The following is a 14,941-nucleotide window of genomic DNA, read 5'->3' on the forward strand; positions in this document are numbered from 1 at the left end:
GTTGTTGCTGGATCATAAGGGCCACCACCTTTTTTTGATACTATGATTATAACAAAAAAAAGCTTGAATTGCAGTCTAATCTGCATTCAAGCTTCTTTTCTAATTATGAGACTTTTTCAGTGGCCTCCTGCCCAAGCGCCTACTTATGTCCCCTATATTCGACCACCGTCATGTTTGTGATTTTTTTGAACACCTTGCTGAAATACTGCTGGTTGGAATAGCCGACCTCTTCAAAAATTTCCTTGATGCTCCGGTTGGATTCAAGCAGCAGCTGCTTGGCCTTCTCTATACGCAGCTTGTTGATGTATAGGGACATGTTGTCCCCCGTTTCCTTCTTGAATGCGCTGCACAGATAGTGTTTGGAAAGATTGACCTCTTGCGCCACATCCTCCAGGGAGATGTTCTCCTTATAGTGGCTCCGGATGTATGCGACCGCCTGGTCGATGGCTCCTCTGGACCGTTCCTGATGCATCCGGGTGATTTCATCCACCATTTTTCGGGTGAAGGATTCCGCATAACCGTACAGTTCCTCCCAATGGCCCGCATGCATGACTCTCCCATGATAGTCGGGCAATGTTTCCACCCCCCCGCTTTTCTCCAGTTCAGGTCCATAACTTCCCAAGACATCTCCGAAAAGGTTGGAATAAAACAGCTTGACCGTGGCGGGGTTCGCTTGATGCTCCCAAAAATATCGCTGCACTTCCTGCAGCACCCCCCACGCCTCTGCAAGGTTTTCATGTCCCAACGCCTCCAGATAACGGTTGCCGTATTCTTTTTTCAGCTTTGGCATGTTCGGTTCCTGAAAGCGGATCATGTTCATGGAAGCCAAAAATCCTTCTCCCGCCTTCTTGTAGAAAAGGATTTGCGCCTTCTCTCCAAATCCTTTGTAGAGCACGCCCAGATCCGAGAGGTTTTCTATGATGTCGGAATAGACAATGTTCAGGCCCTTGTCAAAATACTGTTTGGCACCGTTGTTGAAGGCACTGAACATTCTCAGCATTTCCGTCTTGTTCAATGTCCTTTCCGCGACAAGGAATACATGGGCGCTTCCCTGGTGTTGGTACAGGTAGTGCACGCCCTTTTCCATCAGGTGGTCATAGACCAGATGCAGCATCGCCTGCTGCATCTGTGAACCCCCGGAATCCTCCGCCGGCATTTCTCCTGTAGTGGACCTGTTCATGTTGATCTGAAAAAAAGCGAAACGCGCATCTTCCAGCGGAAAGTCGACAAGCCTGCACAGCCTCTGCTGCTCCCCATCCAGCCTGAAATTGTTGAGGGCCATGGAACTGAGAAGCGTCTTTTTTATGTCCTCTTGGTTCAACGGCGCCTTTCCTGTTGCCGGTTCCTTCCTGTTCAATTGGTCCAAATTGTTTTTGAAACGCTTCATGATGGCCAGCAATTCCTCGTCCTCCACTTCGGACTTCAGCACATAGTCATCCGCACCGACCTTCAAGGCCCTGCGTGCGTATTCAAACTCGTCATGGCAGGTCAAGACCAAAATTTGCACGGTTTGATCTGTCTTCCGGATCTCTTCCACCAACCAAAGGCCATCCCTTTTGGGCATCTGTATGTCCGTTATGACAACATCCGGACGGCACTTCTGGTACTGCTCATATCCTTGCTCTCCGTTGGAGGCTTCCGCTGCAACCGCAAATCCATGCAGCTCCCAGTCGATGGTCGTTTTCAAGCCGACCCGGACCAATACTTCATCTTCCACAATAAGCACCTTGTACATGACAACCCCCTTGCATTCCCTGCCTTATTCCGCCTTCATGCCAACCATCCCCGCCGATAGCCGGACGACCACTCTTGTTCCTTTTCCTGGCTCGGTGTCGATTTCCAAACCGTACTGCTGCCCACAATGGAGCCGGATCCTTTGGTCCACATTGTTCAAGCCCACCCGGCTGAACTTGTCTTTGCTCGTCTTGCTTGTAAGAAGCTGGTTCAAGGTGGCCTCTTCAATTCCAGGGCCGTCATCCTGGATTTCGACCACCAGTTCGCTTTCCTGCAAGAACGAACGGACATGGATGTGCAGCTCCGGATGCTCCTCCGTGATCCCATACAGGATGGAGTTTTCGACAATGGGCTGCAGGATCAATTTTGGAACCATGATGTCCTGGGTCCTCTCCTCCAGGTCATAAACCACATGGATGCCTTCGTTGAAGCGCAGCTCCTGGATTACGATGTAATTCCGGACATAATCGACTTCCTCACCCAAGCTGATCATATCCCGCCCCAAATTGATGCTGATGCGCAGCAGCTTCACAAGGGCGGTGATCGCCTTGCTGACACTGAGGTTTCCCTGTATCTTGGCCATCCATTTGATCGTATTCAACGTATTGTACAAAAAATGGGGGTTTATCTGGGCATGCAGCGCCTCCAATTCAACTTCCTTCTTCTCCTGCTCTTCCCTGACGAGCCTGTGGATGAGGTTTTGCATCTCGGCAATCATCTGGTTCAAGCTTTTCCCCAACTCTCCAATTTCATCATCGGATTTGACTTCCGTCCGTGCTGTCAGATCCCCCTTCTCGACCTGCTTCATGACCCCCTGCATCCGGATGAGGGGTTCCGTATACTTGAATGAGAAAAACAGCATGAACCCGATGATGACAAGCACGTAGAACAGCCCGCCCCAAACGAACGCGGCTTGGATCCTGTTCATCTCCGCATACAGGTAATCCGTCGAGATTGTCTTGATCAGCTTCCAGCCGTTGGAGGAAATGGTGGAATGGATCACAACCTGGTCCACATTTCCCTGATACTCGACAAAATCCTGTCCTGCAGGATCCAATAGGGCTTGCCGGAAATAGGGTTCCTCCAGGATCGAACCTCCAATCCGTTTCTCGTTGGAAGCGCTTAGGATTTGCCCCTCGCCGTCGCAAATCAGGACCTCTGCGCCCTCATCGTCCACAAGACCCGCATACGCCTGTTTAAGGAGTGCTTCTTCAAAATACAGGACCAAATATCCCTGGTCTTTCAATGTGTTGAAATCAATGATTTTACGGGCCAGTGTGAAGTAGTTCTTTTCAAACCTTCCCGACAGGATCTGGATCTCTTCGCTTCTTGTGGGGAACCACAGGGGTTGCCCTTTTGAATTTTTCAGCGTTGCATCCATCAACAAGCCCTTGTCGATCCGATTGACGCCTGCGGAATACCGGACCCCATGGGCAACCAATTCGATCAGTTCCACATCGCTTCTGGAAGTGATGAAGCCGCGCAGCACCTGGTTGAAATCCTCATAAGAAGCCTCTTTCCTGTTCTCCAGCAGCTGCAGCAGTTCGCTGTTGGAAGTGATGGCTGTGGAAAACTTCTGAAGGTCGGAAAGGAGATAGTCCAGCTTCTCGCTGGTCTCATACACGGATTGGATGGCCGTTTGGGTATACTTGTTCTTGATGATTTCCTTGACCGTGATGGAATAGGTCACAATAATGGAAATGATCGGAACCGCAATCAGCAGGAAACCGATGCCGATCAACTTTTTTCGGACTGAACTGGTGCGCTGCTTCCTCATCGACCGCTCCCCCTGATCCGTTCCAATGCCTCGTAAATGGATGCGCTCACGCTACGGCTGTCCAAATCCTGGGCCACCATGCGATGCAACGCCTCCGTCAAAACCTGCTCCACCTCGTAAAAATTTGCGATTTTGGGCCGCAGATAGATGTTTTCCGGTTCCCATGCCGCCACCACGACAGGAACATATTTCAAATATGCATCCCGCCTCTCTTCACCCTTCCTGGAATCCACATCCATCTGCAACTCCAGGGCATCATAGGCCGAGTGGCGTGTGGGCAGACTCCCCCCTTCCGGATGCTGCAGGATCCTCAATTGCATTTCTTTGGATGTGGCCCATACGATATAAAGCCATGCCGCTTGCTTTTCAGCCTCGGTCGCGTACTTGTTGATTCCGATTCCGGATCCTCCATAGATGTTTCCGCTTCTGGAATCCCCATAGGGAAGCAGGGCATACCCGATCTTTCCCGCCACCTTGGAGTGTGCGGTATTCTCCAGATGGGTGGCGTTCTCATCCCAGTTTGGCATCATTGCGATTTCTCCGTTCAGAAACGCATTGGCTGAATCCGTCCAGTTCCATCGGATGCTGTCGGGAGCAGAAGCCGCAACCACCTTTTTGTACATCTCCAACGCTTGAACGAACTCCTCCTCCATCACCCTGGTTGCATGGAATGTCAGCTGCCCCACCGTTTGGATGTGCTCTCCAGTAAAGTAGTCGCCCCCATATGCAGCCAAGATATTGGAGAAGTCGCAAAACACGGAGTTATGCTCTTGTGCCATGTGTCCGCTTCCATAAACGACCTGGTTGTCGGGTACCTTTTGGCTGATCCAGGCAGAGACTTCGCAATATCTTTCCCATGTGAATTCCCTGGTTCCTGGCGTCCAGTCATAGCCCATCTCTTCCATGAACCGGTCCCTGTACTCTTCAAAAATATCTTTCCGATAATACAAAATCATTGTCGTGCTGTCGAATGGGATTGCATAGATGTTGCTGTTGTTCAGGAATTGGCCGCACACCTCTTTCTGCACCTCAAAAAAATCAACAGCATACCCGGAAATCTGCGGCAAGGACGGATTCCCCATATAGGGATTCAATATCTCCAGATGGGTGTAGAAGCGGTTCAGTGTCTGGTACGGGTCCACATACACCAGCGGGTATTCGCCTTCCTGTGCGATGAAATCCAGATTCACCTTCCGCGCCAATGTGTCATAATCCACCGGCCTGATTTTGATGTTGATGCCTGTGATGCGGGAGAACTCCTCATTCTCATGGGACAAAATGTTTGCCGCCAGATTGTTCTCCACAATGAAATTCAAGGTCATCCCCTCGAATTGCCGGATGTCATAATCCTCCGGAATTTCCAGGTCCTCGAAGCTCGTCCCGACAAGACCCATCCCGTCCGGTGTATCCCCATCCGTCGTTGCACTCCGGCCCGGAACTTCGTTCCAAATGCAGGATGTGCAAAACACGGCAACCATAAGAATCGCAGCAACTTGTCTGAACATATCGATCACCATCTTCCCCCTCACATCGCACTGCGGCGCAATTCATAGAACCACCGCACCGCCGGATGCTTCAGCCGCATCCTGTCCTCCATGTCCGAGAGCCTTTTTTTCCCCACGCGCCTGTCCACCAGGGCGAGGATGTTCAGCAGGATGTCCCCGCTTTCCAGGCTTTCCTCGATGGGGCCGGTGAGGAACCTGCCCGCCGCGGCCTGGAAGTCCGATTTGCTTAAGGCTGCCTGGGCCGCCAGCATTTCCTTGGCATGGGCCGCCATCTTCCGGTTCCTGACCATCACCTCCACCCGTTCGGGAGGCACCTTCCCCCCGGCGGCCTTCCCGGCGGCCGCAAGCTCTTCCCCGCTCACCGGCATCCGGATGTCCGGATCGTTCCGCACGTCCTGCTCGTTCCCGTACCACCGGATTCCGGTGGTGTCGTCCCGCATGTCGAGGACCGCCTTCCTGTCCACCCCCAGATAGCAGCGCCCCGGCTTCTCCGGCAGGTACCGGTAGCCGGCGGGGCGGTACTCCACCCTGCCTGCCAAGGCCGGGGCAAGGAACCCTTCCAGCTGCTGTTTCATCTTACTCCAAATCATCGTCTCCTCCATTCCCGGTGTCCGCCGGCAGTGTCAGGAACACCAGGAGCCCCGCCACGAACAGGGGGATGATGGCCAGGATGCTGTAGCGGGGATTCCCTGTCAGCGTGGTTGTCAGCGCCATGACGCCCGGGCCGATGATGGCCGCGAACTTTCCGAAGACATTGTAGAAACCGAAGAACTCGTTGGAGTTTTGCTTGGGTATGAGCTTCGCGTAGTAGGACCTGCTCAGCGCCTGGATCCCCCCCTGGGCCGACCCGATCATGGCCCCCAGGACAAAAATGTGCCAGACGCTGGAGATGAAGAAGGCGGACACGCAGGAGACGATGTAGGTCAGGATCCCCACGGCGATCATCCTTCCGGCGGAATACCGTTTCGCCAGGTTCCCGTAGAGGATGGCGAAGGGGAAGGCGATGATCTGGATGACCAGCAGAATCCCCAGCAGCGTGAAGGTGCCCAGGGCATCCCTCCCCAGCACGGAGGTGGCGTAGGGGACAACCATCTTTATGATGGTGTCCACTCCGTCGATGTAGAGGAAATAGGCGACCAGGAAGACGAAGGCCACCCTATGCCGCCGGATGTTCCCGAAGGTGGCTCCCAGCCTCCGGAAGCTGTTGGCCACCGGATGGGGCTCCGGTTCGATGAAGTATTTCTGCCGCACGTTCCGCAGCAAGGGGATGGTCAGCAGCCCCCACCAGAGGGCCGTGATGAGGAACCCCAGCTGGTACCCCAGGGCCCGGTCCATCCCCAGAAGGAAGATCACCCCCAGGCTGATTCCGAAGGGGACCACGCTGGCGATGTAGCCGAAGGCGAACCCCCTGGTGGAGACCTTGTCCATCCTCCCATCCGTGGTGACATCCACCAGGAAGGAGTCGTAGAAGATGTTCGCCCCCGCGAAGCCGACGGCCGTCAGGATGTAGAACAGGACCAGCAGCTGCCACATCCCGCTTGCCGGGGGAACGAAGGCCAACAGCCCGGTGAAAAGCACCCCCAGGAGGAAAAAAAAGAGGAAGAACCGCTTCTTCTTCTCCTTGTAGTCCGCAATCGTGCCCAGGATCGGGCTGAGGACGGCGGCCACCACACTGGCAATCGTATTGTAATAGCCCAGGTCCATGGTGCTTCCCACGTTCTCGAACATCCCGAACACCGTGGGCAGCAGCGCCGTGGTGATGGCGATGGAATACGCCGAATTCCCGCAGTCGTACAAGACCCAGGCCGTTTCCTCTTTTGTCATCCGCATTTCCGTCGGCCTCCCTTTCCCCTTAATCGTTCAACCGGCTGTACACCCGGATGTAGTGCAGGATGTCCGACCTGGAGATGATGCCCACCAGATTCCCCTCCTCCATGACCAGCACCCGCCCCAAGCCGTTTGCGGTGATCTTGTTCAGCGCCGTATCCACCGTGTCCCAGGGGGCCACCAGATACTCCTCCCGCAAGGGGATGGCGATGCTGTCCACGTCCGTCTGGTCCCAAGCCTCCCTTCCCAGGGACCGGACGCCTTCCAGGGTGACCACCCCAGTGACCGTCTCCTGGTTCCGGACAGGGAAGCAGACGAACTTGTATTTGTAGAAATAGTGGTCCACCAGGTCCTGCACGGATACCTTCCCGTCCACGGTGGCAACCGGCTCCGTCATGAAGGCCCCCACCCGGATCCGGTGGAAGAGGTCGTTCATCATGGTATTCTGGTAGCTGGACTCCGCAAGCTGCTTGATGAACCATCCCAGGAACAGGAACCAGACGCCGCTGAAGGTATTCCCCGAGAGGAACCAGAGCAACCCCAGGAACATCAGGGAATATCCGAAGATGTCCCCCATGGTGGCCGCCACCCGGGTGGCCAGCTGCAGGTTCCCCTTCCGCCTCCAGATCAGCGCCCGGAGCACACGCCCCCCATCCAGGGGATAGGCCGGCACCATGTTGAAAAGGGCGAGCATCAGGTTCAGGCTCCCGGCGTATTCCAGCGGGACGGCCAAAGCCGGGGACAGCCCCAGCAGTCCAGCCACATTCCTTGCCACGGAGAACACAAGGAACAGCAGCAGGCTCATGGCCGGCCCCGCCAGCGCAATCTTCAGTTCCTTGTCCGGCTCGTCCGGCTCCCTGTCCATCTGGGCCAACCCCCCGAAGATGAAGAGGGTGATCCTCTTTACGTCGATTCCCAGGTGCTTGGACACCAGGGAGTGGGACAGCTCGTGGAGCAGCACGGACAGCACCATCAGAAGGGGGACCAGGGCGCTCAGGAACCAGACCATCCCCATGGACAGTTCCGGATGGTTCCCGGGGAAATAGCCCGTCCCCATGGAGTAGGCGATCAGCACGAAAATGAAGAACCAGCTGAAATGGAGCTCGATCTCTATCCCCTTCACTTTTACCAATACGATGGATCCCTTCATAGCCGCCGCTCCCTTCCCATATGCAACATCCGCAACCTGTCGTTCCAGCCCGCCGGTTTCCTTAAGATGATTCTACCACGGCACCCGCGGGATGCGCAACTCAACTCGAAGAAAGGCCGGAACCGACCCGTCCCGGTCGTTCCGGCCTAGCTAGAACTTGACTGTATTTCCCGTCTTCATGAAGATGAGCCGCTCGCAGATGTTGGTGGCGTGGTCCGCGATCCGCTCCAGATGGCGTATGATCAGGATCAGCCCCACGATCGGGCCCTCGTCCTCCTCCCGCTCCTTAAGGTCCCGGAGCAGGTCCCTATGTATCCTGTAGCGAAGCTCGTCGATCACGTCGTCCTTTGCGGCGATTTCATAGGCGAACTGCTCGTTTTCCAGAAGGAACGCCTTGATGCTGGAGTCCAGCATGTACCTCACCTTTTTTTCCATCTCCCGCAGCCCGGCGGGTTCCTTCACCCTGTAGCTGCCCAGGTCCCGCACGATTTCCGCGATGTTGCAGCTGTAGTCCCCCACCCGCTCCAGGTCGGTGACGATCTGCAGCACGGACACCATATGCCGGAGGTCGGAGGCCAAAGGGCTTTGGGTGGCCGCCAGCGTCACGCAAAGGTGCTCTATTTCCTTGTCCAGTTCGTTGATGAGCCGGTCGTTCTCCAGCACCTTCCCCGCCAGCACGGCATCCTGTTCCCGGAAGGCCTGCATGGCCTGGTCGATGCTCTCCAGCACCATTTCCCCCATCCGGATGATCCTGCCGTCGATTTCCCTTACCCTGTCGTCCAATATTTCCCGCATGCCTGTCTCCTAACCGAACCTACCTGTGATGTAGTCCTCCGTGCGCTGGTCCCTTGGATTGGAAAAGATGGTTTCCGTCGTGTCGAATTCAATCAGCTCCCCCATCAGGAAGAAGGCGGTCCTGTCGGAAATCCTGGCTGCCTGCTGCATGGAGTGGGTCACGATGCTGATGGTGTATTCTGCCTTCAGCTGGTCCACCAACTCCTCGATCTTGTAGGTGGCGATGGGGTCCAGGGCGGAGGTGGGCTCGTCCATCAGGATCACATCCGGCTGAACGGCCAGGCAGCGGGCGATGCACAGCCTCTGTTGTTGCCCCCCCGAGAGCCCGTAGGCGTTGTCGTTCAGGCGATCCTTCACCTCGTCCCACAGGGCCGCGCTCCGAAGGCTCGTCTCCGCGATTTCCATCAGCAGCTTCTTGTCCCGGATCCCATGGATCTTTGGTCCGTAGACCACGTTCTCGAAGATGGACTTGGGGAAGGGGTTCGGCTTCTGGAACACCATGCCCACCCTCGTCCGCAGCTCCTCCACCCGGATGGACTTGTCGAAGATGTTCTCCCCATGGTACAGGATCTCCCCCGAGGTCCGGACCACGGGTATGTTCTCGATCATCCGGTTCAATGTCTTGATGAAGGTGGACTTCCCGCATCCGGAGGGGCCGATGATGGCGGTGACCTCGTTCTTTTTGATGTCCAGGTGGACATCCTTCAGCGCCTGGTCGTTCCCGTACCAGAGGTTGAGCCCCTTGACTTCATAGACCAGCTTTTCGTTTTCATTCACAGCGTTCGTCAAAATGGTTTCCTCCAAATTTAGAATCTTTTCTGGAACTTGTTCCGGATGATGATCGCCGCCGAATTCATGACGAACAGCACGAACAGGAGCACCAGGATAGTTGCCGCGGCCAGGTTTGCGTATTCGGGTGTCAGGACCGTATCCAGCGTCCAGTAGTAGATCTGGATCGGCAGGACGGTGAAGTCGTCCATCACGCTCTGGGGGAATTTCAGGATCAGCGTCGGAATCCCCAGCACGACCAGGGGCGCCGTCTCGCCGATGGCCCGGGACAGGGCCAGGATGGAACCGGTCAGGATGCCCGGAAGGGCCACCGGTAGGACAACTTTCCGTATGGTGGTCCACTTGTCGGCCCCCATGGCGTAGGAGGCCTCCCGCAGGAATCCGGGTACGGCCTTGAGGGCTTCCTGGCTGGCCACCACCACGATGGGCAGCACCAGCAGCGACATGGTCAGCCCCCCCGCCAGGATGCTGCTTCCCAGGTTCAGCATCCTTCCGAAGACGGAAAGTCCCAAAAGACCGAAGATGACCGAGGGCACGCTGGCCAGGTTGGAGATGTTGATCTTTATGAAGGCCTGGACCCTCCCCTTGTTGGCGTACTCCTCCAGATAGATGGCTGTCGCCACCCCCAGCACCAGGGTTACCGGGACCACAATCAGCATCAGCCAGACGGAGCCCAGGATGGCCCCGTAGATGCCCGCTTTTTCCGGAAAAATGGAGAGCTTTCCCGTCAGGAAGTTCCAGTTGATCCAGCCCACGCTCTGGATGCCGATCCTGTAGAGCAGGATTCCCAGGACCAGCAGGGCGAACACGGTGGATAGGGAGAAGAGGTGCTGGGACCAGTTGCTCTTGCGGATGCGCCGGGTGATCCGATCCCTGTCGATTTCTATTTTATAGGAGGCGGCCTTGGGAATCCGGGCTCCCTCCAGCGTCTTCTTCTTCATGAATTCCGTTCCTGTGCCGTTCATCAGTATTCCTCCCTATACTTTCGAGAGATGTGATGGGCCATCTGGTTCATCAGCAAGGTGAACGCGAACAGAAGCAGCCCCACCGCGTACAGGCTGTAGTAGCCGGTGGTTCCGCTGGCGGCGTCTCCACTGGTGAATTCCACGATGTATCCCGTCATGGTCTGCATGGACTGGGTGATGTCGAAGCTGAAGTTCTTGGAGCTTCCGCTGGCGATGGTCACGATCATCGTCTCCCCGATGGCCCTGGAGATTGCCAGGACGATGGAGGACATGATGCCCGATATGGCCGCGGGAATCACCACCTTTAGGGCGACCTCCAGCTTGGTGGACCCCAGCCCCAGGGCCCCCTCCCGCATGATGTTCGGCACGGCGTTCATGGCATCCTCCGAAAGGGAGGCAACCAGGGGGATGATCATGATTCCCATGACGATTCCGGGACTGATGACATTCTTGGCCCCCAGGCCGGGGAGGAGCCGCATCAAGAGGGGGGTCACGAAGGAATAGGCGAAGAACCCGTAGACGATGGTGGGGATCCCCGCCAGGACCTCCATCACCGGCTTAAGCACCTTCCGCATCTTCTCGGTAGCGAACTGGCTGAGATAGATGGCTGCCGCCAGTCCCATCGGCACGGCCACGACCATGGCGATGAGGGAGGTGAAGATGGTCCCGTTGATCAGCGGCAGGATGCCGAAGCTTGGGGTGGCGCTCAAAGGAGACAGCCTGGTGCTGAAAACCTCCCGCAGGGGCACCGCCTGGAAGAACTTCACCGCATCGGTGGTCAATGTGGCCACGATGCCGAAGGTGGTCAGCACCGATACGGACGCCATCAGGAAGAAGAAGACCGGCATGATGCGGTCCGCGAACCTGCTCTTTTCACTGATGTTCTTCTGTATGATTTGTCTTACACGTATGTCTTTTTCCATGGGTTCTCCTTTGGTTCCAATCTTTGTTCTCCAAACGGCTCAAGATGAGAGGGCAGGGCCCTCTCATCTCAAACTCCCAACCGGATTCGGCTGTCTCTTATTTGACCGCTTCCAGCTGTTGGGCATATTCGTTGTAGACCGCTTCCGGAAGGGGAGCGAATCCGTTCTCGCCTGCCAGTCTTGCAGCGCCTTCACCGGATACCACGTATTTCGCGAAGTCCAGTACCTGGGGGTTTTCTTTCGCATGGTCCAGGTTCAGGTAGGTGTACACCAGCCTGGTGAATCCAGCGTAGTCCAGCTCTTCTCCGATGGTTTCCAGCTTGGGCTCCACAGGGCCGTTGCCGAAGTCGACCTTCACCGCCGTGAGCTTGTCCTGGTTGCTCACATAGTATCCGAAACCGAAGAAGGCGATGGCGTTCTTGTCTTTGGACACCAGGTCCACCAGGGTGGAATATTCCTGCTGCAGGTTGACCGTGGAGACCATGGGCTTCTCGTCCAGGATCACTTCATAAAAGAACTCGTAGGTTCCGTGGTTCTCGTTGGGGCCGTAGAACATGATTTCCTCCGCGGGCCATTCTGGTCTGATATCGGACCAAAGCACCTTGTCGTCCCCCTTGTAGGTTCCGGAAACATACATGTTCATGATCTCTTCCGCCGTCATTTCCGCCGCCCAGGTGTTCTCCTTGTTGATGACCATGGTCAGTCCGTCATAGGCCAGCTTGATTTCCATGACGTTTTCTCCCATCTTCTTGCCCTGCGCTTCCAGCTGCTCGATCTCGGAATCCTTGATCTTTCTGGAGGCGTCGGAGAAATCCGTCTCGCCGGGGATGAACTTCTTGAAGCCGGCGCTGGATCCCGCACGTCCCACCTGGACGCTTACACCCTCCTGTTCGTTCACCATGTACTCTTCCGCGATGTGGGCCATCAAGGGATATACCGTTCCGGAACCGTCCACGATGACGGCGCCTTCCAGTGCGGCCTGTCCCGGTGTTTCGGCGTTCGTATTCTCTTGGGAATTCTGCTCTGCGGATTGGCCGCATCCTGTGGCGCCAACCGCCAGACCCATCAACAACAATACTGCCAGTGCTCTTCTTTTAAACATCGTATGCCTCCTGATTGCTTTTCTTGTTTGACTTCAAATGGAGTATAGCACACGAATATTTGCTGATTATTTTGCTTATGTTAAGCCTGTGTAAAGTCGCAGTGCCCCCCCTCCCCAGGGTCCTGTGCAAAATCCCCCTTTTCTGTTATAATGGCTTGGAATGGAATAGAAAGGATGTGATTGATTTGGAAAGTTTGATCTACAGTTTTTTTGCGGGCACTTCCACCGCTTTGGGAGCCATCTTCCTGATGTTCTTCGGTTCCCCCGGCAAGAAGGCCATGGCGGGTCTGCTGGGCTTCGCCGGCGGCATCATGATCGCCGTTTCGGTGTTCGAGCTGATGCCCAGTTCCTTGGAGCTGGGGTCCATGCTGGTCCTGGTCGTCGGCTTCCTGCTGGGTTGCCTGCTGATGCTCCTGCTGGACAAATTCATGCCCCATGCCCACCTGTCCGAGAGCAGCCATCTGGACCTGGAGAACGTGGACCCCAAGATCCTGGAGACCCGCACCGCCTTGCGGACAGGCTACCTGATCTTCCTAGGAATCGCCCTCCACAACCTGCCGGAAGGGCTGGCCATCGGCGCAGGCCTGGAGGCCAGCCAGGAACTGGGCATCGTCATCGCCCTTGCCATCGGTTTGCACAACATCCCGGAAGGGCTGGCGGTGGCCGGCCCCTTGAAGGCAGGGGGCACCTCCAATCTCCGCCTCTTCCTCTTCACTCTGGCAGCGGGCCTCATGACCCCCATCGGCACGGCCATCGGCCTGCTGGTCTTCAGCGTGTCCACCACCCTGATTGGTGGTTCCCTGGCCTTTGCGGCCGGCGCCATGATGTACATCGTGAACGACGAACTGATCCCCCAGTCCAACAAGATGCACAGCCATATGGCCAACGCCGGGCTGATTGGAGGACTGCTCATCGGCTTCGTGATGATTGGGTGAAAAGGTTGTTTTTCCCGGTTTTTCTAAAATATTGGACAAGGCGGGGATTTTCTATTATAATAACAGTGACTTAAAGCCATGGCAGGGACGTCTGCCGGAATGGAACGACCGACAGCGCCAACCGGATGTCCTCCAACCGAGGCATCTTCGCAATCATAGGACAGCATGAACCATAAGGATTGAACAGAAAGGGAGACGGCAATGAAGGAAAACATGTATCTGCAATTCCACGGAAGGGAAATCGATTTGAACGATTTCTCGAAGGAAGCCAAACAGCAATGGAAAGACGAGGGCAAAAAGGTGAAAGACATCAAGACCTTGGATCTCTATTGCAAGCCGGAAGAGGGCAAATGCTACTTCGTCATCAACGACGAATTCAGCGGCGCCATCGAACTGGCCTAGAACATCTAAAAAAGAAGGGTTGCCGGTCATGCGGCAGACCCTTCTTTTTTCATGCACTTGGAAAGTTCGTCCAAGCTTGTTTGGGACCAAACTTTCCAAGTGTAGTCTGAATGCATACGAAGTATGCTTTCTTGTGCCCCCAGGCCCCTTCCTATCCAAGGACCTTCCTGATGTTTTCCACAATGGGCGCGAACAGGGCATCCATTTCCGCATCCGTTCCGGCGGCGGAAGCCATGGAGGCCATGCCCTGGGTCATGGGAATCTCCCCCAGGAGGTGCAGCTGGTGCCTGTAGAGCAGGTTGTCGCTGTTCCCGTCCCCGAACAGGTTGATCTTCTTCCCACAATCGGGACAGACGATGTAGCTCATGTTTTCAATGACGCCCAGAACAGGAACGGACATCTTCCTGGCCATCTGCACCGCTTTTTCCACAATCATGGAGACCATGTCCTGGGGCAGGGTCACCATGACCAGCCCATGGAGGGGCAGGCTCTGCATGACGGTCAGGGCGACATCGGATGTCCCCGGTGGCATGTCCACAACCAGGTAGTCCAGGTTGCCCCAGAACACGTCCGTGTAGAACTGCTTGACCATGTTGGAGACGATGGGTCCCCTCCAGATGACAGGGCTGTTCTCCTCGTCCACCAGGAAGTTCAGGGACATGGCACGGATGCCTTCCATGGTTTCCACAGGCAGGATATACTCTTCCACATGTTTTGCCCTCTGTTCATGGAGTCCCAACAGACGGGGCACGCTGGGTCCCGTCACATCCGCGTCCAGGATCCCCACCTTGTATCCCTGCCGCTGCAGCCGCTTTGCGATGGCAACAGCCACGGTGGATTTGCCCACGCCGCCCTTTCCGCTCATGACACCGATGATCCGGTCGATCTTGCTGAACTGGTTGACCACCACCTGGCAGGCTTCCTTGTCCTTGGTGCAGGTGGTGCTGGTAGCACAATTATTGCAATCCGCCATTCTTCCTTCTCCCAACCATTATTTTGTTATTGGCATATACCCATTATAAATATGCACCTTCCGC

Annotated in this window: 14 protein-coding genes; 2 read left to right on the top strand and 12 right to left on the bottom strand. The window is 55.8% G+C overall.

Annotation, left to right across the window (positions count from 1 at the left end; genetic code table 11):
• Positions 1–139: 139 nt before the first annotated feature.
• From GXN74_RS02260 to GXN74_RS02310, 11 genes are all read right to left on the bottom strand, one after another.
• A complete protein-coding gene (locus GXN74_RS02260; RefSeq protein WP_162369304.1) occupies positions 140–1,735 on the bottom strand; it encodes a response regulator transcription factor in 1,596 nt (531 codons plus the stop codon).
• Between the two features lie 24 nt (positions 1,736–1,759).
• A complete protein-coding gene (locus GXN74_RS02265) occupies positions 1,760–3,511 on the bottom strand; it encodes a sensor histidine kinase (RefSeq protein ID WP_162369305.1) in 1,752 nt (583 codons plus the stop codon).
• Positions 3,508–5,016 carry an extracellular solute-binding protein gene (locus tag GXN74_RS02270; RefSeq protein ID WP_212505678.1) on the bottom strand — a complete coding sequence of 503 codons (1,509 nt, stop codon included), beginning with the start codon at positions 5,014–5,016 and terminating at the stop codon, positions 3,508–3,510. The genes GXN74_RS02265 and GXN74_RS02270 overlap by 4 nt, the downstream gene beginning before the upstream one ends.
• Positions 5,017–5,036: 20 nt before the next feature.
• The gene (locus tag GXN74_RS02275; protein WP_162369307.1) at positions 5,037–5,606 is read right to left on the bottom strand and encodes an SF0329 family protein; all 570 of its coding nucleotides are present in this window, start codon (positions 5,604–5,606) and stop codon (positions 5,037–5,039) included.
• Positions 5,593–6,846, bottom strand: a complete 1,254-nt coding sequence (locus tag GXN74_RS02280) for an MFS transporter (RefSeq protein WP_162369308.1) — start codon at positions 6,844–6,846, stop codon at positions 5,593–5,595. Before GXN74_RS02280 ends, GXN74_RS02275 begins: the two co-directional genes overlap by 14 nt.
• 22 nt (positions 6,847–6,868) lie before the next feature.
• Complete coding sequence (locus GXN74_RS02285) at positions 6,869–7,993, bottom strand: site-2 protease family protein (RefSeq protein WP_162369309.1); 1,125 nt, start codon at positions 7,991–7,993, stop codon at positions 6,869–6,871.
• Between the two features lie 150 nt (positions 7,994–8,143).
• Positions 8,144–8,788: a phosphate signaling complex protein PhoU gene (phoU, locus tag GXN74_RS02290; protein ID WP_162369310.1), complete on the bottom strand. Its 645-nt coding sequence runs from the start codon at positions 8,786–8,788 to the stop codon at positions 8,144–8,146.
• Between the two features lie 9 nt (positions 8,789–8,797).
• Positions 8,798–9,577 carry a phosphate ABC transporter ATP-binding protein PstB gene (gene pstB, locus GXN74_RS02295; protein WP_162369311.1) on the bottom strand — a complete coding sequence of 260 codons (780 nt, stop codon included), beginning with the start codon at positions 9,575–9,577 and terminating at the stop codon, positions 8,798–8,800.
• A 17-nt stretch (positions 9,578–9,594) separates the two neighbouring features.
• Entirely contained in the window at positions 9,595–10,518 is a 924-nt protein-coding gene (pstA, locus tag GXN74_RS02300; RefSeq protein WP_246208563.1) for a phosphate ABC transporter permease PstA, read from the bottom strand.
• Between the two features lie 23 nt (positions 10,519–10,541).
• Positions 10,542–11,465, bottom strand: coding sequence for a phosphate ABC transporter permease subunit PstC (gene pstC / locus GXN74_RS02305; protein WP_162369313.1), 924 nt, complete (start codon positions 11,463–11,465; stop codon positions 10,542–10,544).
• Between the two features lie 97 nt (positions 11,466–11,562).
• Complete coding sequence (locus GXN74_RS02310) at positions 11,563–12,567, bottom strand: PstS family phosphate ABC transporter substrate-binding protein (RefSeq protein ID WP_162369314.1); 1,005 nt, start codon at positions 12,565–12,567, stop codon at positions 11,563–11,565.
• 185 nt (positions 12,568–12,752) lie between these two features.
• On the opposite strand from GXN74_RS02310, the gene GXN74_RS02315 reads away from it, so the two are divergent.
• Together GXN74_RS02315 and GXN74_RS02320 are read left to right on the top strand one after the other, a co-directional pair.
• Positions 12,753–13,502 carry a ZIP family metal transporter gene (locus GXN74_RS02315; protein WP_162369315.1) on the top strand — a complete coding sequence of 250 codons (750 nt, stop codon included), beginning with the start codon at positions 12,753–12,755 and terminating at the stop codon, positions 13,500–13,502.
• A 201-nt stretch (positions 13,503–13,703) separates the two neighbouring features.
• Positions 13,704–13,904, top strand: coding sequence for a DUF6465 family protein (locus GXN74_RS02320; RefSeq protein WP_162369316.1), 201 nt, complete (start codon positions 13,704–13,706; stop codon positions 13,902–13,904).
• 151 nt (positions 13,905–14,055) lie between these two features.
• Here GXN74_RS02320 and GXN74_RS02325 read toward each other — a convergent pair whose 3' ends face one another.
• Entirely contained in the window at positions 14,056–14,877 is an 822-nt protein-coding gene (locus GXN74_RS02325; protein ID WP_162369317.1) for an Mrp/NBP35 family ATP-binding protein, read from the bottom strand.
• Positions 14,878–14,941 lie beyond the last annotated feature (64 nt).

It is taken from the genome of Anaerotalea alkaliphila, assembly GCF_010179735.1.
In the GTDB taxonomy this organism is placed as follows: Bacteria; Bacillota; Clostridia; order Lachnospirales; family Vallitaleaceae; genus Anaerotalea; species Anaerotalea alkaliphila.

What these genes read in the sequence shown, in the direction of transcription:
- GXN74_RS02260 (WP_162369304.1), bottom strand. Translation starts at nt 1,735, where the DNA reads ATGTACAAGGTGCTTATTGTGGAAGATGAAGTATTGGTCCGGGTCGGC.
- GXN74_RS02265 (WP_162369305.1), bottom strand. Translation starts at nt 3,511, where the DNA reads ATGAGGAAGCAGCGCACCAGTTCAGTCCGAAAAAAGTTGATCGGCATC.
- GXN74_RS02270 (WP_212505678.1), bottom strand. Translation starts at nt 5,016, where the DNA reads ATGTTCAGACAAGTTGCTGCGATTCTTATGGTTGCCGTGTTTTGCACA.
- GXN74_RS02275 (WP_162369307.1), bottom strand. Translation starts at nt 5,606, where the DNA reads ATGATTTGGAGTAAGATGAAACAGCAGCTGGAAGGGTTCCTTGCCCCG.
- GXN74_RS02280 (WP_162369308.1), bottom strand. Translation starts at nt 6,846, where the DNA reads ATGCGGATGACAAAAGAGGAAACGGCCTGGGTCTTGTACGACTGCGGG.
- GXN74_RS02285 (WP_162369309.1), bottom strand. Translation starts at nt 7,993, where the DNA reads ATGAAGGGATCCATCGTATTGGTAAAAGTGAAGGGGATAGAGATCGAG.
- phoU (WP_162369310.1), bottom strand. Translation starts at nt 8,788, where the DNA reads ATGCGGGAAATATTGGACGACAGGGTAAGGGAAATCGACGGCAGGATC.
- pstA (WP_246208563.1), bottom strand. Translation starts at nt 10,518, where the DNA reads ATGAAGAAGAAGACGCTGGAGGGAGCCCGGATTCCCAAGGCCGCCTCC.
- pstC (WP_162369313.1), bottom strand. Translation starts at nt 11,465, where the DNA reads ATGGAAAAAGACATACGTGTAAGACAAATCATACAGAAGAACATCAGT.
- GXN74_RS02310 (WP_162369314.1), bottom strand. Translation starts at nt 12,567, where the DNA reads ATGTTTAAAAGAAGAGCACTGGCAGTATTGTTGTTGATGGGTCTGGCG.
- GXN74_RS02320 (WP_162369316.1), top strand. Translation starts at nt 13,704, where the DNA reads ATGAAGGAAAACATGTATCTGCAATTCCACGGAAGGGAAATCGATTTG.
- GXN74_RS02325 (WP_162369317.1), bottom strand. Translation starts at nt 14,877, where the DNA reads ATGGCGGATTGCAATAATTGTGCTACCAGCACCACCTGCACCAAGGAC.